An 18,741-nucleotide genomic window follows, 5' to 3' on the forward strand; every position below is an offset into this window, starting at 1 on the left:
CTCGCCTTGAGTTGTCCTTCGGGAAAGCTTGGTTTTTCGTCCAAAGGCGCGGTTGCTCGGCCAGCGGGTCTTGAACGGTGCGGCTGGTGGCGCGCTGCCGTATGATCCAGCGGATTCCTATCGACAGGTTCCTAGGGCGCTCAGCCAGGGTACTGACCTTGCCATTCGTGTTTGAAGACTACGTGCTCGACCAGGAGCGTCGGGAACTGACCCGGCGCGGGCAAACCGTGGCCGTCGGGCCGCAGGTTTTCGACCTGTTGCTGCAGCTGGTCAGCAACCGCGAGCGCGTGGTGAGCAAGGACGACCTGCTGCAGACGGTGTGGGGCGGGCGGATCGTCTCGGAGTCGACCATTACCAGTCACATCAACGCGGCGCGCAGAGCCATAGGCGACAGCGGCGGGGAGCAGCGCCTGCTGCGCACGGTGCCGCGCAAGGGTTACCGCTTCGTCGGCGAGATCAGGCTGAGCGAGAGCGGGCCAGCACAACCGCCCGACCAGCCAAGCCGCGGCGAACGCGCGGCCGATGCGCCGGAGCAGCGGCCGCTACCCGCGCTCGTCCTGCCGGACAAGCCCTCCATCAGCGTGTTGCCGTTCCAGAACCTGAGCGGCGACCCGGAGCAGGACTACTTCGCCGACGGCATGGTCGAGGACATCATCGCCGCCCTGTCGCGCATCCGCTGGCTGTTCGTCATCGCCCGCAATTCGAGCTTCACCTACAAGGGCCGGGCGGTGGACGTCAAGGAAGTCGGCCAGGAGCTCGGCGTGCGCTACGTGCTGGAAGGTAGCGTGCGCAATTCCGGCAGCAAGGTGCGCATCACCGGGCAGCTGATCGACGCGACGACCGGGACGCATATCTGGGCGGAGCGTTTCGAAGGCAGGCTCGACGATATCTTCGAGCTGCAGGATCGGATCGCCGAAAGCGTCGTCGGCTCCATCGCCCCGCAGCTGGAACGGGCGGAAATCGAGCGCGCCAAGCGCAAACCCACGGAAAGCCTGGACGCCTACGACTATTACCTGCGCGGCACGGCGAAACTGCACAGCGGCACCCGCGAAGCCATCGAGGCGGCGCTGCCGTTGTTCGCCAAGGCCATCGAGCTCGATGCGGAGTTCGCCTCGGCCTACGGCATGGCGGCCTGGTGCTACTTCTGGCGCAAGTTGAACGGCTGGATGAGCGATCGGCCTCGGGAGGTCGCCGAGGGCGCGCGGCTCGCGCGTCTGGCGGTGGAGCTGGGTCGCGATGATGCGGTGGCGCTGACCCGTGGCGGACATGCCCTGGCCCATCTCGCCGGCGATCTCGATGCCGGCATCGCGCTGATCGACAGGGCGCGTCTGCTCAACCCCAACCTCGCCCCGGCCTGGTACCTCGGCGGTACCCTGCGCGCGCTGCGCGGCGAAACCGACGCCGCGATCGAGAACCTGACCCACGCCACGCGCTTGAGCCCGCTGGACCCGGAGATGTTCAGGATGCAGGTGGGCATGGCGCTGGCGTACTTCCTCGCCGGGCGCTTCGATACCGCCGCGCAGTGGGCGGAAAAGGCCTCGGGCAACCTGCCCAGCCTGCTGGTTTCGGCTGCGCTGCTGACGGCCTGCCATGCCTATGGCGGGCGCATGGACAAGGCCAGGCAGGCGATGCAGCGGCTGCAGGAGCTGGACCCCACCTTGTGCGTCTCGACGCTGAGGGATTGGCTGCCGATTCAACGGGCGGAGGATTTTGCGCGGCTTGCCGATGGGCTGCGGTTGGCCGGGTTACCCGAGTGATGGCGGCGCGCTTGGCCCGCAGGCGTCTCTCCATCGCCTGCAGCATGAACTGACACCGGGGCCGCCCGCAGCGGATCGGCTCAGGCGCTCACCCAGCGCTGCCGCGCCCAGCCACTCAAGCCATCGACCGCCAGCACCAGCACCAGCATGGCGAGGATCACCGTGGCCGCCTGGGCCTCCTGGAACAGGCTGAGCGACATGTAGAGCATCTGCCCCAGGCCACCGGCGCCGACGAAGCCGAGCACGCTGGCCATGCGGATGTTGTTTTCCCAGCGGTACAGCGAGTAGGCCACCAGCTGCGGCCAGATGCCCGGCAGGGTGCCGTAGCAGAACGCGGCGATGCGCCCGCCGCCGCTCAGGCGGATGGCCTCGGCCGGCCCGCGCGGGGTGTTTTCCAGCGCCTCGGCGAACAGCCGGCCGAGCACGCCGGCGGTGTGCAGGGCCAGGGCCAGGGTGCCGGCGTTGGGGCCGAGGCCGGCAGCCAGCACCATCAGCGCGGCCCACACCAGTTCCGGGATGGCGCGCAGGGCGTTGAGCACGAAGCGCGTGGCGTGCAGCGCCAGCGGGCCGAAACGCCCCGCGGCTGGCAGCGCCAGGGCCAGGCCGAGCAGCGCCGCGAGCAGGGTGCCGATGGCGGACATGGCCAGGGTCTCCAGCGCGCCGCGGCCAATGTCCTGCAGGTGCGCGGCGGAGAAATCCGGCTGGATAAAGCCGCCGGCGTACTTGGCCATCTGCGCCAGGCTGTCGCCGCCGACCAGCCCGGCCAGGTCGATGCCCAGGTAGAGGAAGGAAGCGATCACCGCGGCGATCAGGGCGGCGAGCAGCAGCAGGTTGCCGGCTCTCATAGCAGCCTCGCGCGCAGCAGGCGGCTGAGCTGGTCGGCCAGCAGCACCAGCAGCAGGAAGGTGATCAGCATGCTCGCCACCTCGCCGCCGGCGAACATGCGCAGCGACAGGTCGATCTGCTGGCCGAGGCCGCCGGCACCGACGAAGCCCATCACCACCGAGGCGCGGATCGCGCACTCCCAGCGGTACACGCTGTAGGACAGCATCTCGCCGCTGGCGCCCGGCAGCACGCCGTAGGCGAAGGCGCTCAGGCGGCCGCTGCCGGCCAGCAGCAGCGCGCGGCCGGGGCGCGGGTCGACCGATTCGAAGATTTCCGCGTAGACCTTGCCGAGCATGCCGGCGTAGGTGATGGCGATGGCCAGCACCCCGGCGGTCGGGCCGAGGCCGACGGCGCGCACGAACAGCAGCGCCCAGACGATCTCCGGCACGCTGCGCAGGAAGATCAGCACGCCGCGTACCGGCCAGCGCGCGAGATTCGCCCACCAGGCCGGACGGCCGCCGCGGTGCAGCGCCGACAGCGACAGCGCGCGGCTGGCCAGCAGCGAGGCGGGCAGGGCGATCAGCAGCGCCAGGGCCATGCCGGCGGTGGCGATGGCCAGGGTTTCCAGGGTGGCGCGGCCGAGCAGGGCGAGAAACTCGCCGTCGTGCGCCGGCGGCCAGAAGCCGGCGAGAAAGCTGCCCATGCTGCGCGCGTTGTCGCCGTCGACCAGCACGCGCAGGTCCAGCTCGCTGAGCTGCAGTCCCGGCCACAACAGCAGCAGCGCCAGCAGGGTGATCAGCAGCCGCGGCAGGGCGGCGGGGTCGCGCGGGCGCCGGCTCAGCATCGCGGGATCTGCACCACCAGCGGCTGCACCGGCAGCGAGGCCGGCAGCGGCTGCAGTTGTTCGTTGGCGTACAGCGCCTCCAGCGCCGCCGGTTCGATGGCCGCCGGCGGCAGGTCGAAGACGATGCGCCCGTCGCGCAGGCCGATCACCCGCGGGAAGTGCGCCAGGGCCAGGTCCACCGCATGCAGGCTGGCCAGCAGGGTGATGCCGCGGCTGGCCGCCTCCTGGTTGAGCACCGCCAGGGTGTGGCCGGCCAGCACCGGGTCCATGGCCGACACCGGCTCGTCGGCGAGGATCAGTTGCGGCGCCTGGTACAGCACGCGGGCGATGCCGACGCGCTGCAGCTGGCCGCCGGAGAGCTGGTCGCAGCGCTGGAACAGCTTGTCGGCGATATCCAGGCGCGCCAGGGCGGCCTGGGCGCCGGCGGCGTCGACGGGATGCAGCAGGTTGAGCAGGCCCTTGGCCAGCGGCCACTGGCCGAGCCTGCCGGCCAGCACCGCGGTGATCACGCGCTGGCGCGGCGGCAGCGGCGGGCTCTGGTGGATCAGCCCGATGCGCGCGCGCAGGCGCTGGCGGGCGCTATTGCCGAGGCGCCAGGGATCGCTGCCGAGCAGTTCGAGCTGGCCGCTGCTGGGCGCCAGGCTGCTCGCCAGCAGGCGCAGCAGGCTGGTCTTGCCGGCGCCCGACGGGCCGATGATGGCTACCCGTTCACCGCGGGCCAGGCGCAGATCGATGCCGTCGAGCGCGCGCGTGCCGTCGGCGTGGGCCAGGCCCACGCCGTGCAGGGCGATGCTCACTTGAGCAGGCCGGCGGCGCGGGCGGCTTCCTCGATGCCCTGGTAGTTCTCGGCCTTGGTCTCGATGAAGCGGCTGGCGGCCTGCAGGTCGAGGATCGCCTTGTGCTCGGGCTTGGCCGGGTCGAGGGCGAGGAAGGCGGCCTTGATCTTGCCTTGCAGCTCGGCGTCGAGGTTGCCGCGCACGGTCCAGTTGTAGTCGTAGTAGGGCGGGGTGACGGCGATCACCTTGACCTTGTCGGTGTCGACCTTGCCGGCGGCGACCAGCTTGTCCCACACGCTGGCGTTGAGCACGCCGCCGTCGGCCTTGCCGGCCTGGACCCAGGCTGCGGTGGCGTCGTGGGCGCCGGAGTAGGCCACGCGGCTGAAGAAGTCTTCCGGCTTGATGCCGTCCTGCAGCATGAAGTAGCGCGGCATCAGGCTGCCGGAGGTGGAAGACACGGAGCCGAAGGCGAAGGTCTTGCCCTCGAGGTCCTGCAGCGATTTCACGTCCGGGTCGGCGCTGATGATCTTGCTGGTGAACTCGGCATCCTGCTCGCGCTGTACCAGGGGCACGGCGTTGCCGGTCTTCAGGCGGGTCTGGACGAAGGTGAAGCCGCCCAGCCAGGCCATGTCGATGCGGTCGGCGGCCAGCGCCTCGACCACCGCGGCGTAGTCGGCTACCGGGACGAACTCGACCTTCATGTCCAGCTGCTGTTCGAGGTAGGCGCCCAGCGGCTTGAACTTGCGCAGCAGCTCGGTGGGGGCTTCGTCGGGAATGGCCGAGACCTTGAGGACGTCGGCGGCTTGGGCGATTACGGCGGAAACGGACAGGGCGATGCCGGCGGCGAGCGCCAGGGTGTGCTTGAACATGTGGATTCTCCGGTTCAATAGCGGGGAAGGCGCGCGGAGTATAGTGGCCCGGCGCCGCCGATGCAGCCCCGGCAGCACGCAACTGACTCTGGGGTTAAGATGCTCGCCTGATCTTCCCCGCCTGGAGCCGCTCGATGACCGCAACGCTGCCCGCCCTGGCCTTCGCCGGGATTGGCCTGATGGGCCTGCCGATGACCCGCCGCCTGCTCGCCGCCGGCTACCCGCTGACCCTGTGGAACCGCTCGCCGGACAAGTGCGCGGCGCTGCTGGAGCAGGGCGCGCAGCGCGTGGAAAACCCTGCCGATCTTTGCCGCGAGGCCGATGTGGTGATGCTCTGCCTGGCCAATACCGAGGTGGTGCGCGATGTGGTGTTCGGCCCCGACGGCATCGTCGAGGGCGCGCGGCCCGGCCAGCTGCTGGTGGATTTCTCCAGCCTGGAGCCGGCCGCCACTCGCGAGATGGCGGCGGAACTTGAGGCGCGCAGCGGCATGCGCTGGGTCGATGCGCCGGTCTCCGGCGGCACCCCCGGGGCCGAGGCCGGCAGCCTGGCGATCATGGCCGGCGGCCGCGAGGAGGATGTGGAGCGGGTGCGGCCGATTCTCGCCCACCTGGGCCAGCGCCTGACGCGCATGGGCGAGGTGGGCGCCGGTCAGGTGACCAAGGTGTGCAACCAGATGATCGTCGCCTGCAATGCCCTGGTGATCGCCGAGGTGGTGGCTCTGGCGGAGAAGGCCGGGGTCGATGCCAGCCTGATCGCGCCGGCGCTTGCTGGTGGCTTCGCCGACTCCAAGCCGCTGCAGATCCTAGCCCCGCAGATGGCCGCCAGTCAGTTCGAGCCGGTGAAATGGCATGTGCGCACCCTGCTCAAGGACCTCGACACCGCGGTGAAGCTCGCGCGCGAGCAGGGCAGCGCCACGCCGATGAGCGGCCTGGCCGCGCAGCTGATGCGCCTGCACGGCAGCCAGGGCAATCTGGAGCGTGACCCGGCCACGCTGGTCGAGCTGCTGCGCGAGGGCCAGGCATGAAGATCGCCGCCAACCTGTCGCTGCTGTTCACCGAACTGCCGCTGCGCGAACGTATCCAGGCCGCTGCCGCGGCCGGCTTCGACGGCGTGGAGATCCAGTTTCCCTACGAATTGCCGGCCATCGCCCTGCAGGAGGCGCTGGCGCGCGCCGGCCTGCCGCTGGTGCTGATCAATGTGCCGGCCGGCGATCTGATGAGCGGTGGCCCGGGCCTGGCCGGCGTGCCGGCGCGCCAGGCGCAGTTCGACGCGGCCCTGCAGGAGGCGCTGACCTACGCCGCCATGGCGCGCCCGGCCTGCGTCAACGTGCTGCCCGGGCGCCTGGCCGAGGGCGTGAGCCGCGCGCAGGCGCTGGACTGTCTGGTCGCCAACCTGCGCCGCAGCGCCGAGGCCTTCGCCCTGCTCGGCATCCGCGTGCTGGTGGAGGCGATCAACCCCATCGACATGCCGGGCTTTCTGATCAACACGCCGCAGCATCTCGACGAGCTGCTGTGCGCGGTGGATCACCCCAATCTGGCGGCGCAGTACGACCTCTACCATATGGCCCGCCAGGAACTGGACGTGGCGGCCGGCCTGCGCCTGCTGGCCGGGCGCATCGGCCACGTGCAATTCGCCGATTGCCCCGGCCGCGGCGCCCCGGGCAGTGGCGGGCTGGATTTTGCGGCCTTGTTCGAGGCCCTGGGCGAGACGGGCTACGGCGGCTGGCTGGGGGCCGAGTACAAGCCGGGCGAGGCGGGCACGGGCGCCAGCCTGGGCTGGTTGGCGCAGTGGCAACGCAGGTAGGGTGCGCACCAATGAGCCCGCGGATTCCCGGTGCGCACGGCGCACCCTACGCTTGGCTAGCGGTATTAGAACGATCCCGCATGTTCGAGCGATCGGTCCGCCGCGCTAGAAGCGCATCCCCACGCGCTCCAGCGGGCGATGGTGCGGCGGAAACAGGGCGACGACTTCGTCCAGCGGCAGCGGCTTGCTGAACAGATAACCCTGCACCTGGTCGCAGCCGCGTTCCTGCAGGAAGTCCAGCTGTTCGGCAGATTCCACACCCTCGGCGACCACCTGCAGATGCAGCGCATGGGCCATGGCGATGATGGCGTGGACGATCTCGCGATCCTGATCGGAGGTGGCCAGGTCGTGGATGAAGGAACGGTCGATCTTGAGGGTGTCCAGCGGCAGGCGGCGCAGGTAGGCCAGCGACGAATAGCCGGTGCCGAAGTCGTCGATCGACAGGCTCGCGCCCAAAGCGCGAATGTCCTCCAGCAGGCCGATGGCGCGGTTGACGTTGCTCAGCAGCGCGCTTTCGGTGACTTCCAGCTCCAGGCTGTGCGCCGGGCAACGGCTACTCTGCAGGGCCTGTGCGATGCGCCCGGGCAGTTGATCGTTGGCCAGGTTCAGCGCCGAGCAGTTGACCGCCACCTTGAGCCTTGCATAGCCCCTCTCGCTCAGAATGCGCAGGTCCTCGCAGGCGCGGCGCAGCACCCAGTCGTCGAGCAGGTCGATGAAGCCGTTGGCCTCGGCGATGGCGATGAAGCGCTCCGGGGTGAGCAGGCCGTGCTGCGGATGATGCCAGCGTACCAGCGCCTCCAGCTTGCTCAGGCTGCCGCTGCGCAGGTCGATGATCGGCTGGTAGAACAGGGCCAGCCCGCCGTCGTCCTGCAGCGCCTGGCGCAGGTCCTCCTCCAGTTGCAGTTCGAGCGAGGCCTTCTGCTTGAGATGCGGGTTGAAGAAATGCACCACGTTGCGCCCGCTGCCCTTGGACTGGTACAGGGCCAGGTCGGCGTGCCTGAGCAGTTCCTCGGTGTTGCCGCCATCGCGCGGGTACAGGCTGATGCCGATGCTGGTGGTCATCACGATCCTGCGGCCGTTCAGCTCGACCGGCTCTTTCAGCTGGTCCGCCAGGCGCTGGGCCAGCGTGCGGGGCTCAGCGCTGCTGTCCAGGCTGACGACCACGCAGAACTCGTCGCCACCGAAGCGGGCGATCAGGTCGCGCTCGCGCAGGGCGCCACGGATGCGCTGGGCGAGTATGCGCAGCAACTCGTCGCCGGCGGCATGGCCGAGGGTGTCGTTGATGCGCTTGAAATGGTCGAGGTCGAGGAACATCACCGCCAGGGCGCGGCCGGTGACGGCATGCTCCTCCAGGGTGGCGGCGAACACCCGGGTGAAACCGCGGCGGTTGAGCAGCTCGGTCAGCGGATCGAAATGCGCCACCTGTTCCAGCGAGGCCTTGGCCTGGTCGAGTTGCGCCAGCAGGTGGTTGACCCGCTGCAGGTCGCGTTCCTTGTCGTCCAGCTTGCGGTCGGCCCAGGCTGCCAGCAGGCTGAGGGCGACGATCAGCAGGGTGACGCCGGCCACGCCCAGGCCCAGTTGCAGGCTGTTGCCGGCTCCTTGCAGTTCGAGGATCTCGCCCGGCGCTACCACCAGGCGCAGCGCGGCCATGGCGGTGAAATGCATGGCGGTGATGGCGGCGCCCATCACCAGCGCGGCCGAGTATTTCAGCCAGTGACGCTGGCGCGCCTCGCGGTTGCGGCGCAGGTGGGCGAGCAACTGGGCGGCGAGGCTGGCGCCGATGGCGATCAGGATCGACAGGGCGAACAGCCCGCCGTGGTAGAAGCTCTGCGCCGCCGAGCGCATCGCCGCCATGCCGCTGTAATGCATGGCGGCGATGCCCAGGCCTATGATCACCGCGGCCAGCAGGCGGCGGCCGAGTCCGGCGTCGCGCTGGGCCATGCAGTACAGTGCCAGCAGGGCGGCGGCCAGGGCCACCAGCAGCGACAGCAGGGTGGGGGCCGGTTCGTAGTGGATGACCAGCGGCGCGCGGAAGGCGAGCATGCCGAGAAAGTGCATCGACCAGATGCCGCCGGCCAGGCACAGCCCGCCGATCGCGCCCCAGGCCAGACGCATGCCGCGCCGCTGCACCCGGTCCAGGTGCTCGACTATGGTCAGCGCTGCCAGGCTGCCGGCCGTGGCGACCAGGTAGGCCAGTAGCGTCAGCCAGGGATCGTGACTGCAATCGAGCAGCACGTGCCCCTGTTCCGGCAGTTGTCCGAGAAAGCGAATCTGCGGCCAGTCCATAGGTACCCCGTCGCGCTGCTCCATGAGCTCGGGCTTGCCTGCCCGATCTGCCGCCCGGCGCCGTGCTCGACTGGGTTCGCCACAGTCGCTGCAGTGGGCGATTGGTCACGATCGCTGTCGCCATCAGTGGTTCTAGCACGAAACTCGGCGCCGCGCTCGCGGCGGCCAGCTGTGAGGCGTGCGAAGCAGCCCGATCTTTACGCATAAAGCCGGCGAATAGTCGCAGACAAGCCGCGGCAAAGGCTCTAGATTGCCCCTCACCCATCGTTCGGTCGGTGTTGCCAAGGTAGGCGCCATCGTGTCAGGCCGCGCGTGGACAACAAAAAAGAGACTTTGCCATGCAGCCCAATCAGCAAGCGCCGAATGCCTGGCGCATCCTCTTCCTGCTGTTTCTCGCCAACCTGTTCAACTTCTTCGACCGCACCATCCCGGCCATCATCATCGAGCCGATTCGCCTGGAATGGAGCCTCAGCGACCTGCAACTGGGCCTGATCGGCACCGCCTTCACCATCGTCTACGCCCTCGCCGGAGTGCCGCTGGGACGCATGGCCGACACCGGCGCGCGGCGCAAGATCATGGGCTGGGGCCTGGCGGCCTGGAGCGGCCTGACCGCGCTCAACGGCATGGCCTGGAACTTCTGGAGCTTCCTGCTGATCCGCATGGGCGTCGGCATCGGCGAGGCCAGCTACGCGCCGGCGGCCAACTCGCTGATCGGCGACCTGTTCCCGCCGCACAAGCGGGCGCGGGCCATGGGTATCTTCATGCTCGGCTTGCCCCTGGGCCTGCTGCTGGCGTTCTTCACCATCGGCGCCATGGTGCAGGCCTTCGACAGCTGGCGCGCACCCTTTCTGATCGCCGCGCTGCCGGGGCTGATACTCGCCGCGGCGCTGTTCTTCATCCGCGAGCCGGCGCGTGGGGCGGCCGAGAGCGTGCGGGTCAGCGCCGCGCCGGTGGACCGGCCGCTGCGCCGGGTGCTGGCGATCCGCACCTTCTGGTGGCTGGTGCTGGCCGGGCTGGCCTTCAACTTCGCCTCCTACGCCTGCAACTCGTTCATGGTGCCGATGCTGCAGCGCTATTTCGGTCTGGGCCTGCAGAATGCGGCGATGGCCACCGGGCTGATAGTCGGGCTGACCGGGCTGCTCGGCCTGACCCTGGGCGGCTGGCTGGCGGACAGGGTGCACCAGCGCTGGGCCAATGGTCGCCTGCTGTTCGCAGCGTTCAGCATGCTGGTGGCCTGCCTCTGCACCGCCTGGGCGCTGAGTGCCGGGCGCATCGACACGGCGCTGTTCGTCGGCGTGTTCAGCCTCGGCTGGCTGTTCTCCTACAACTTCTATACCTGCGTCTACACGGCGATCCAGGACGTGGTCGAGCCGCGCCTGCGTGCTACCGCCATGGCGCTGTTCTTCGCCGGTCTGTACCTGCTCGGCGGCGGACTCGGGCCATTGGCGGTGGGCTGGCTGTCGGATCATTACGCCCAGGCGGCCATGCAGGCGGCCGGCGCATCCGAGATGAACGAGGCGTTCAAGGCGGTGGGGCTGCACGACGCCATGCTGCTGATTCCGGTGGCGCTGCTGCTCACCCTGCTGGCGCTGCTGCAGGCCGCGCGTTGCTTCCAGCAGGACGCGCTGCGCATGCGCGAGGGGCTGGCAGAGGCCGTGCCGGCATAGGGACGGAGCCGGTGCGCCGCCCCGGCCGGGGGGAGATAAAGCGCGATATCCCTGCATAGATGCGCGCGGCGCAGCCGATGGACTGGCGTGCCGGGTCGCCGTTCTGGCCGCAGCCGATAGGGCGCAGACGGCGCGGCGCTGCTAGAGTGCGGCGAACATGACAACGACGGGGGAGCGGCGATGAAGATTCTGGTCACCGGCGCGAGCGGCTTCATCGGCGGGCGCTTCGCCCGCTTCGCCCTCGAGCAGGGCCTGGCGGTGCGGGTCAACGGTCGCCGTGCCGAGGGCGTGCAGCATCTGCTCAAGCGCGGTGCCGAGTTCGTCCAGGGCGATCTCGGCGATGCCGAGCTGGCCCTGGCGCTGTGCCGGGACGTCGAGGCCGTGGTGCATTGCGCCGGCGCGGTGGGGGTGTGGGGCGATTACGCGCATTTCCACCAGGCCAACGTGACGCTCACCGAGAACGTCGTCGAGGCCTGCCTCAAGCGCAAGGTACGGCGCCTGGTGCATCTGTCGTCGCCGTCGATCTACTTCGACGGCCACGCCCACCTCGATATCCGCGAGCAGCAGGTACCGCGGCGCTTCTTCAATCACTACGGCAAGACCAAGTACCTGGCCGAGCAGCAGGCGCTCGGCGCCGCGGAGTTCGGCCTCGAGGTCATCGCCCTGCGTCCGCGTTTCGTCACCGGCGCCGGCGATACCAGCATCTTCCCGCGGCTGATCGAACTGCAGCGCAAGGGGCGCCTGGCGATCATCGGCAACGGCCTGAACAGGGTCGACTTCACCAGCGTGCACAACCTCAACGACGCGCTGCTCGCCGCGCTGCTGGCCGCCGGCCCGGCTTTGGGGCAGGCCTACAACATCAGCAACGGCGCGCCGGTGCCGCTGTGGGACGTGGTCAACTACGTGCTGCGCCGCCTGGAACTGCCGCCGGTGACCCGCCACGTGCCTTATCCCTTGGCCTATGCCGCGGCCTGCCTCAACGAGGGGCTGTGCCGGCTGCTGCCGGGGCGCCCCGAGCCGAGCCTGCTGCGCCTGCAGGTGGCGGTGATGGGCAAGGACTTCTCGCTGAACATCGACCGCGCCCGCGAGTTGCTCGGCTACCAGCCGCGGGCCAGCCTGTGGGACGCGCTGGACGAGTTCTGCACCTGGTGGCGGGTGCAGTCGTGCGCCTGATCAAGCGCGGTCGCAGGTCGTCCTGTAGCAGCGGCTTCAGCCGCGAACAGCCTTGAGCCCGGCAGATACGGCGCGGCCAGGCGGAGTGTCGCCTGCCAGCCACTCAGGCATAGACGCGCTGGCCGCGATAGATGCGCACCGAGCCGCTGGGCGCCGCCTGCGGCAGCGCTACGTTGGCCACCGGCTTGGCGGCGGGCGTCGGCGGGCGTTGATCGGTGAGTTCGGCCAGGCGCTGGCCGAGCCGCCGGGTTTCTTCGTCGCTCGACTGCAGGCAGCCGCCGAGCAGCGCGACTACCGCGTCGCTCTGGCTCAGGCGGATATCCACGGCCAGCTCGTCGCGCAGCCGGCGACGCAGGGCCTGCATGCAATCCAGTAGCGCCTTGTTCAGTTCCATGTCGCTTCCCCCAGGGTTGGTCGAAGGGTCACGCGCTGGGTCGTCCTGACCTCTGCGCGACCGAACCGGGCGCCATCCGTCGCCTGGCTAGCCATCGCCCGCGGCACCATGCTGCGGGGTGCAAGCGCTCTGGCGAGCGCTCTGCGCTGAACTCCAGGGATGCCCAGCAAGGTGCGTACCAGTTCGATCAGCGAGGAACTGCGCGGCTCGCGGCTGGTCGATGGCCCTGTCGCGCTCTTCATCGGTGCGCCATGCACCTGCTCGGCGCGGCGCTGATCGCCTGGCGGCGAACCGGTATACTGCGCGGCATTTCGCCCGCCGGGCTGTTGAACAACTACCTGCGGTGGCAATGCGGCATTGAATGGGTGTGCACAATGCTCGTTTGCAGCATCTAGGGTCGCCTGCGACCCCTGCCGTTTATTGCGGGGCCGCCGTCGCTAATGTGGTGTCGGCCTCGCCGACGTTTTCCAACTGCCTGTTACTCCGTGCCAAACGAAGGTCCGACCATGCGCAACGATTCCCACGACGAGCTCGATCACCTGCCCAGCCTGACGCCCGGCCTGCGCGACGAGTTTTCCGAGCCGCACGATGAACCGGCTCCGCGCCCCGCCCGCCCCGCCCGCCCCGCCCGCGCGCCCGCCGCCGGCCCGGCGGTGGCGGCCAAGGGCCCCAGCACCGGCCCGCTGTGGGCGCTGGTGGGCGCGCTGAGCATCGCCCTGGCCGGCCTCGGCTGGTGGAGCCTGCAGCAGATCGGCCTGATGGAGCAGCGCCTGGTGGCGACCCAGGAGAGCTTCGCGCGCATCAGCGAGGAGGCGGCCGGGCGTATCCAGGACATCTCCGGCAAGGTGGTGGCGACCGAGTCGAACGTCACCAGCGGCAGCGAGGCGCTCAAGCTGCAGGTCAAGCAGCTGGAAAATCGCCTCGCCGAGCTGGGCAAGCAGCAGCAACAGAGCGCCGGCGCCCAGGCCGCGCTGGACAAGCGCATCGAACAGCTGGGCGGCGAGCTGAAAGGCGCACTGAGCGCCAGTGCCGGCTTCGACAAGCGCCTGCAGGCGCTCTCTGCCGAGCAGGCCGCGCTGAAGAATGCGCAAGCCGATGCCAAGGCGGCGCAGGCCGAACTGGCCAAGCTCGACGGTCGTATCAATGGCCTGGGCAGCGAAATCGAGGCGTTGAGGAAGCAGGGCGATCCGACTCAGGCCATTGGCCGGCTGGAGCAGGACCTGCTGGTGCTGCGCAGCGAGCTGGACAACCGCCCGGTCCCCAGCAGCGGGCCGAATACCGCCGAGTTCGACGCCTTCCGCGCGCAGATGACGCGCAACATCAATGCCCTGCAGGGGCAGATGATCAATCTGCAGCAGCAGATCGACGCACGCTGAGACGCCGGTAAAAACACAAGCCCCGCAATGCGGGGCTTGTGTTTTTACGGTCGCGGCTAAGGCCCCTCCCACAGGGCTGCGGGTGTCGTGGGAGACGCTTCAGCGGCGAGCTTGCAGAGCGGCATTACAACCGCGGATAGTCGATATAGCCGACCGCCCCCGAGCCGTAGAAGCTCTGCGGCTGCGGCTCGTTCAGCGGCGCATCCTGCTGCAGGCGGGCCGGCAGGTCGGGGTTGGCGATGAAGGGAATGCCGAAGGCCACCGCATCGGCCTTGCCCTCGCTCAACCAGGCGTTGGCCTGATCCTTGGTGAAGCGCTCGTTGGCGATGAACACGCCGCCGAAGGCTTCCTTCAGGCTCGGCGCCAGGCTGTCCGCGCCCTCCTGCTCGCGGGCGCAGATAAAGGCGATGCCGCGCTTGCCCAGTTCGCGGGCGACATAGGTGAAGGTCTCGGCGCGGTCGGCGTCGCCCATGTCGTGGGAGTCGGCGCGCGGTGCCAGGTGCACGCCGACGCGGCCGGCGCCCCACACCTCGATTGCCGCATCGGTGACTTCCAGCAGCAGGCGCGCACGGTTCTCCAGGCTGCCGCCGTAGCGGTCGGTGCGCCGGTTGGTGCTGCTCTGCAGGAACTGGTCGAGCAGGTAGCCATTGGCGCCGTGGATCTCCACGCCGTCGAAGCCGGCGGCCTTGGCGTTCTCCGCGCCCTGGCGGTAGGCCTCGACGATATCGGCGACCTCCTCGGTGGCCAGCGCGCGCGGGGTGACGAACTCCTTGAGCGGGCGCACCAGGCTGACGTGGCCGGCCGGCTTGATCGCGCTCGGCGCCACCGGCAGCTCGCCGTTCAGGTAGATCGGGTCGGAGATGCGCCCGACGTGCCACAGTTGCAGGACGATCTTGCCGCCATTGGCATGTACCGCCTTGGTCACGTTGCTCCAGCCGCGGATCTGCGCGTCCGACCAGATGCCGGGGGTGTTCGGGTAGCCGACGCCCATCGGCGTGACGGCGGTGGCCTCGCTGATGATCAGCCCGGCCGAGGCGCGCTGCACGTAGTACTCGGCCATCAGCGCGTTGGGCACGCGGCCTTCGTCGGCGCGGGTGCGGGTCAGCGGCGCCATGATGATGCGGTTGTTTAGTTGCAGGTCACCGATCTGGATCGGGTCGAAGAGCGTAGGCATGGTGAATCCTCCGGTGGGGACTGTGGGTTCAGAGTCGCTGGCCGAGCCGCGCGACGAAGGCTTGGATCCGCTCGTCGTCGCGCTTGAAGAAGTGCCACTGGCCGACCTTGCGGCTGTGCACCAGGCCGGCACGCTGCAGGGTGGTCAGGTGGGCGGAGACGGTGGATTGCGAGAGCCCGCTGCGCAGGCAGATCTTGCCGGCGCAGACGCCGATCTCCAGCGGATGCTCCTGGTCGGCGAAGTGCCGTTGTGGCTGCTTCAGCCAGTCGAGAATGTCGCGCCGTAGTGGGTGGGCGATGGCCTTGATGATGGCGTCGAGGTCGAGGTCCATGGCGTGTCGGTCTGCTGTATCGGAATGGGGCGAACCTTATATCGGTCCGCGGCGATATACAGATCGTTTGTGCCGATAGCCCTTATCAGCGCTTTCGATTCTGCCGCTCGGCCGGCTAAGCTCGCTGCATGAACTACCTCGCCCATCTGCACCTGGGCGGCGCCGCGCCGCCGCAACTGCTCGGCAGCCTCTACGGCGATTTCGTCAAGGGGCCGCTGGCCGGGCAATGGCCGGCCGAGATCGAGGCGGCCATCCGCCTGCACCGGCGCATCGACGCCTTCACCGACAGCCACCCGCTGCAGGCCCGCGCACGGGCACGTTTTCCCGCCGCGCGGCGGCGCATGGCCGGCATGCTGCTGGACCTGTTCTTCGATCACTGCCTGGCGCGCGACTGGGCCGACTACGCCGAGCAGCCGCTGGAGGCCTTTACCGCGCGGGTGTACCGGGTACTGGCCGACGAGCCCCAACTGCCCGGGCGCCTGGCGCTGATCGCGCCGCGCATGGCGGCGCAGGACTGGCTCGGCAGCTACCGCGAGTTCGCGGTGCTGGAGCAGGTGATCGCCGGCATGCAGCGACGGCTGTCGCGGCCGCAGCTGCTCGACGGCAGCCTGGCCGAGCTGGAGCGCCTGTACCAGCCGCTGAGCGAGGACTTCCGCGCCTTCTACCCCGAGCTGATGGCCTTTGCCCGCGGCGAGCGGGGTTGAGGCGATTGCCCCGGTGCGCCACGCGCACCGAGGTTACCCCGTCGGCTGCAGGCGCAGGCGGCGGATCAGCCATTTCTCCAGCTCGGCGACGAGAAACAGCGCCAGGCCGGCCAGCAGCACCCGCGCCCACTGCGCCGCATCCAGCGCGGTGGAGTGGAACAGCCGCTGCAGCGGCGGGGCATAGGTGTACAGCGCCTGCAGCAGCAGGCAGGCGGCGATGGCCAGCAGCACCGCGCGGCTGCCGAACAGGCCGTCGAGGCTGAGCACCGAGGCGAAGATGCGCCGGCTGTTGATCAGGTAGAACACCTCGCACATCACCACCGCGTTCAGCGCCATGGTCCGCGCGCTGTCCAGCCCGGTGCCGTTGTCCAGCTCCCAGAGGAACAGGCCGATGCCGGCGCCAGCCATCAGCAGCGACACCAGCAGCACGCGCCAGACGAAGAAGGCCGACAGCAGCGGCTCGTTCGGCGCCCGTGGCGGGCGGTCCATCAGCCCGGCCTCGGCCGGCTCGAAGGCCAGCGCCAGGCCCAGGGTCACCGAGGTGACCATGTTGATCCACAGCACCTGCGCCGGGGTCAGCGGCAGGGTCAGCTGGAACAGGATGGCGGCGATCACGATCAGCGCCTGGCCGCCGTTGGTGGGCAGGGCGAAGAGGATGAACTTCTTCAGATTGTCGTAGATCGCCCGGCCCTCGCGCACGGCACCGGCGATGGTGGCGAAGTTGTCGTCGGCCAGCACCACCTCGGCCGCCTCCTTGGCCGCCTCGGTGCCCTTGTCGCCCATGGCCACGCCGACGTCGGCGCGTTTCAGCGCCGGGGCGTCGTTGACCCCGTCGCCGGTCATCGCCACCACCTCGCCGCTGGCCTGCATGGCCTGCACCAGGCGCAGCTTGTGCTCGGGGCTGGCGCGGGCGAACACCTCGACGCCGGGCAGCACCTGGCGCAGCTGGCGCTCGTCGAGCAGCTCCAGTTCGGCGCCGGTCAGCGCCGGCAGGCCGACGCCGATGCCCAGCTGGGCGCCGATGGCGCGGGCGGTCTCGGCGTGGTCGCCGGTGATCATCTTGACCCGGATGCCGGCGCGCTGGCATTCGGCGACGGCGGCGATGGCTTCCTCGCGCGGCGGGTCGATGATGCCGACCAGCGCCAGCAGGCACATGTCCTGCTCCACGTCGGCGAAACTCAGGCTGCGCTGGGAGGCGTCGGCCGGGCGGCTGGCGATGGCCAGCAGGCGCAGGCCGCGGGCGGCCAGGTCGGTGGCCTGGCGCCGCCAGTAGTCGGCGTCCAGCGGCTGGCTGCCGCCGTCGGCGCCGCGCTGCTCGCGGCACATCTCCAGCACCCGCTCCGGCGCGCCCTTGAGGTAGATCAGGCCATGGCCCTGGTGGTCATGGTGCAGGCTGGCCATAAAGCGGTGTTCGGACTCGAAGGGTATGGCGTCGCTGCGCGGCAACTGGGCGTGCAGGGTGGCGGCGTCCAGGCCGGCCTTGAGCGCCAGGGTGTGCAGCGCACCCTCGGTGGGGTCGCCCTGCAGGCGCCAGGTGCCGCCGGCGTCCTGCTGCAGCTGGGCGTCGTTGCACAGCGCGGCGGCGCGGGCGATTTCCAGCAGCGCGGCATCCGGTTCCATCAACGCGCCGTCCAGGTGGAAGGCGCCTTGCGGGGCGTAGCCGACGCCGCTGACGTCGAGGATGCGGCTGGCGCTGACCACGCGCTGCACGGTCATCTCGTTGCGCGTCAGGGTGCCGGTCTTGTCCGAGCAGATCAGCGTCACCGAACCCAGGGTCTCCACCGCCGGCAGGCGGCGGACGATGGCATTGCGCCCGGCCATGCGCTGCACGCCGAGGGCGAGAATCACCGTCATCAGCGCCGGCAGCCCCTCGGGGATGGCCGCGGCGGTCAGCGCCACCACCATCATGAACATCTCGGCCGGGTCCTGGCCGTGCCAGAAGGTGCCGAGGGCGAAGGTGGCCAGGGCGAAGATGAGGATGGCCAGGGCCAGCCAGCGGCTGAACTGCTCGATCTGCCGCAGCAGCGGGGTGGTCATCGCCTGCACCTGCTGCAGCATGGCGCCGATGCGGCCCAGTTCGGTGGCGGCGCCGGTGGCCACCACCAGGCCGCTGGCCTGACCGCTGGCCACCAGGGTGCCGGAATAGACCATGCAGCGGCGGTCGCCGAGGGCGGCATCGGCCTGGCAACGGGCCAGGGATTTCTCCACCGGCAGCGATTCGCCGGTCAGCGCGGCCTCTTCCACCAGCAGGTTCTTCACGCTGAGCAGGCGCAGGTCGGCCGGCACCTTGTCGCCGGAGGCGAGCAGGACGATATCGCCGGGCACCAGCTGCTCGGCGTCGATCTCGCGGCGTTCGCCGCCGCGCAGCACCAGGGCGTGCGGCGACAGCAGGCTGCGAATGGCGTCGAGGGCGTGCTCGGCCTTGCCCTCCTGGATGAAGCCGATCACCACGTTGATCAGCACCGCGGCAAGGATCACCGCGGCGTCGACCCAGTGGCCGAGCAGGGCGGCGACCAGCGCGGCGGCCAGCATCATGTACAGCAGCACGTTGTGCAGCTGCAGCAGCAGGCGCGACAGCGGTCCGCGCCGTCTGGGCGGTGGCAGGCGGTTGGGGCCGTGGCGCTGCAGGCGTGCGGCGGCCTCGCGTTCGTCAAGACCGCGCGGGCTGCTGTGCTGGGCGTCCAGGGCTTGTTGCGGAGTCAGGTCGTGCCAGGCGTTGTCAGAATGTTCAGGGAGCCGAGTGTCCATTCGGATGCCTCTG

The 18,741-nt window shown here is 69.7% G+C and carries 16 protein-coding genes; 7 read left to right on the plus strand and 9 right to left on the minus strand.

Annotated elements, in window-relative coordinates:
• The first annotated feature begins 158 nt into the window (after positions 1–158).
• Positions 159–1,757 carry a winged helix-turn-helix domain-containing tetratricopeptide repeat protein gene (locus ACUTAF_RS03430; protein ID WP_445578654.1) on the plus strand — a complete coding sequence of 533 codons (1,599 nt, stop codon included), beginning with the start codon at positions 159–161 and terminating at the stop codon, positions 1,755–1,757.
• An 80-nt stretch (positions 1,758–1,837) separates the two neighbouring features.
• Here the strand turns inward: ACUTAF_RS03430 and phnE are convergent, their stop codons facing one another.
• Genes phnE through ACUTAF_RS03450 form a run of 4 tightly spaced genes read right to left on the minus strand, consistent with a single transcriptional unit; the run spans position 1,838 to position 5,071 of the window.
• Entirely contained in the window at positions 1,838–2,602 is a 765-nt protein-coding gene (gene phnE, locus ACUTAF_RS03435) for a phosphonate ABC transporter, permease protein PhnE (RefSeq protein WP_445578655.1), read from the minus strand.
• On the minus strand, positions 2,599–3,426 hold the full coding sequence (locus ACUTAF_RS03440; RefSeq protein ID WP_445578656.1) for a PhnE/PtxC family ABC transporter permease: 828 nt from the start codon (positions 3,424–3,426) through the stop codon (positions 2,599–2,601). Before ACUTAF_RS03440 ends, phnE begins: the two co-directional genes overlap by 4 nt.
• Positions 3,420–4,223, minus strand: a complete 804-nt coding sequence (locus ACUTAF_RS03445) for a phosphonate ABC transporter ATP-binding protein (RefSeq protein ID WP_445578657.1) — start codon at positions 4,221–4,223, stop codon at positions 3,420–3,422. The genes ACUTAF_RS03440 and ACUTAF_RS03445 overlap by 7 nt, the downstream gene beginning before the upstream one ends.
• Positions 4,220–5,071, minus strand: a complete 852-nt coding sequence (locus tag ACUTAF_RS03450; RefSeq protein WP_445578658.1) for a putative selenate ABC transporter substrate-binding protein — start codon at positions 5,069–5,071, stop codon at positions 4,220–4,222. The genes ACUTAF_RS03445 and ACUTAF_RS03450 overlap by 4 nt, the downstream gene beginning before the upstream one ends.
• A gap of 134 nt (positions 5,072–5,205) precedes the next feature.
• Here ACUTAF_RS03450 and ACUTAF_RS03455 point away from each other — a divergent pair, with 134 nt between their 5' ends.
• Both ACUTAF_RS03455 and ACUTAF_RS03460 read left to right on the plus strand, forming a co-directional pair.
• On the plus strand, positions 5,206–6,096 hold the full coding sequence (locus ACUTAF_RS03455) for an NAD(P)-dependent oxidoreductase (RefSeq protein WP_445578659.1): 891 nt from the start codon (positions 5,206–5,208) through the stop codon (positions 6,094–6,096).
• Positions 6,093–6,875: a hydroxypyruvate isomerase family protein gene (locus tag ACUTAF_RS03460; protein ID WP_445578660.1), complete on the plus strand. Its 783-nt coding sequence runs from the start codon at positions 6,093–6,095 to the stop codon at positions 6,873–6,875. The genes ACUTAF_RS03455 and ACUTAF_RS03460 overlap by 4 nt, the downstream gene beginning before the upstream one ends.
• 105 nt (positions 6,876–6,980) lie before the next feature.
• On the opposite strand, the gene ACUTAF_RS03465 is transcribed toward ACUTAF_RS03460, so the two are convergent.
• Complete coding sequence (locus ACUTAF_RS03465) at positions 6,981–9,161, minus strand: putative bifunctional diguanylate cyclase/phosphodiesterase (RefSeq protein WP_445578661.1); 2,181 nt, start codon at positions 9,159–9,161, stop codon at positions 6,981–6,983.
• A gap of 338 nt (positions 9,162–9,499) precedes the next feature.
• On the opposite strand from ACUTAF_RS03465, the gene ACUTAF_RS03470 reads away from it, so the two are divergent.
• Together ACUTAF_RS03470 and ACUTAF_RS03475 are read left to right on the plus strand one after the other, a co-directional pair.
• Entirely contained in the window at positions 9,500–10,828 is a 1,329-nt protein-coding gene (locus tag ACUTAF_RS03470) for a spinster family MFS transporter (protein ID WP_445578662.1), read from the plus strand.
• 180 nt (positions 10,829–11,008) lie between these two features.
• A complete protein-coding gene (locus ACUTAF_RS03475; protein ID WP_445578663.1) occupies positions 11,009–12,001 on the plus strand; it encodes an NAD-dependent epimerase/dehydratase family protein in 993 nt (330 codons plus the stop codon).
• 103 nt (positions 12,002–12,104) lie between these two features.
• On the opposite strand, the gene ACUTAF_RS03480 is transcribed toward ACUTAF_RS03475, so the two are convergent.
• Positions 12,105–12,395: a hypothetical protein gene (locus tag ACUTAF_RS03480; RefSeq protein WP_445578664.1), complete on the minus strand. Its 291-nt coding sequence runs from the start codon at positions 12,393–12,395 to the stop codon at positions 12,105–12,107.
• A 506-nt stretch (positions 12,396–12,901) separates the two neighbouring features.
• On the opposite strand from ACUTAF_RS03480, the gene ACUTAF_RS03485 reads away from it, so the two are divergent.
• The gene (locus ACUTAF_RS03485) at positions 12,902–13,771 is read left to right on the plus strand and encodes an ATPase (protein WP_445578665.1); all 870 of its coding nucleotides are present in this window, start codon (positions 12,902–12,904) and stop codon (positions 13,769–13,771) included.
• A 124-nt stretch (positions 13,772–13,895) separates the two neighbouring features.
• On the opposite strand, the gene ACUTAF_RS03490 is transcribed toward ACUTAF_RS03485, so the two are convergent.
• Together ACUTAF_RS03490 and ACUTAF_RS03495 are read right to left on the minus strand one after the other, a co-directional pair.
• Positions 13,896–14,945: an alkene reductase gene (locus ACUTAF_RS03490; RefSeq protein ID WP_445578666.1), complete on the minus strand. Its 1,050-nt coding sequence runs from the start codon at positions 14,943–14,945 to the stop codon at positions 13,896–13,898.
• Between the two features lie 28 nt (positions 14,946–14,973).
• Positions 14,974–15,276: an ArsR/SmtB family transcription factor gene (locus ACUTAF_RS03495; protein WP_445578667.1), complete on the minus strand. Its 303-nt coding sequence runs from the start codon at positions 15,274–15,276 to the stop codon at positions 14,974–14,976.
• Between the two features lie 128 nt (positions 15,277–15,404).
• On the opposite strand from ACUTAF_RS03495, the gene ACUTAF_RS03500 reads away from it, so the two are divergent.
• A complete protein-coding gene (locus ACUTAF_RS03500; RefSeq protein WP_445578668.1) occupies positions 15,405–15,980 on the plus strand; it encodes an acyl carrier protein phosphodiesterase in 576 nt (191 codons plus the stop codon).
• Positions 15,981–16,013: 33 nt separating this feature from the next.
• Here the strand turns inward: ACUTAF_RS03500 and ACUTAF_RS03505 are convergent, their stop codons facing one another.
• Entirely contained in the window at positions 16,014–18,728 is a 2,715-nt protein-coding gene (locus ACUTAF_RS03505) for an HAD-IC family P-type ATPase (protein WP_445578669.1), read from the minus strand.
• Positions 18,729–18,741: the final 13 nt, after the last annotated feature.

This window comes from Pseudomonas sp. SP16.1 (assembly GCF_052682975.1).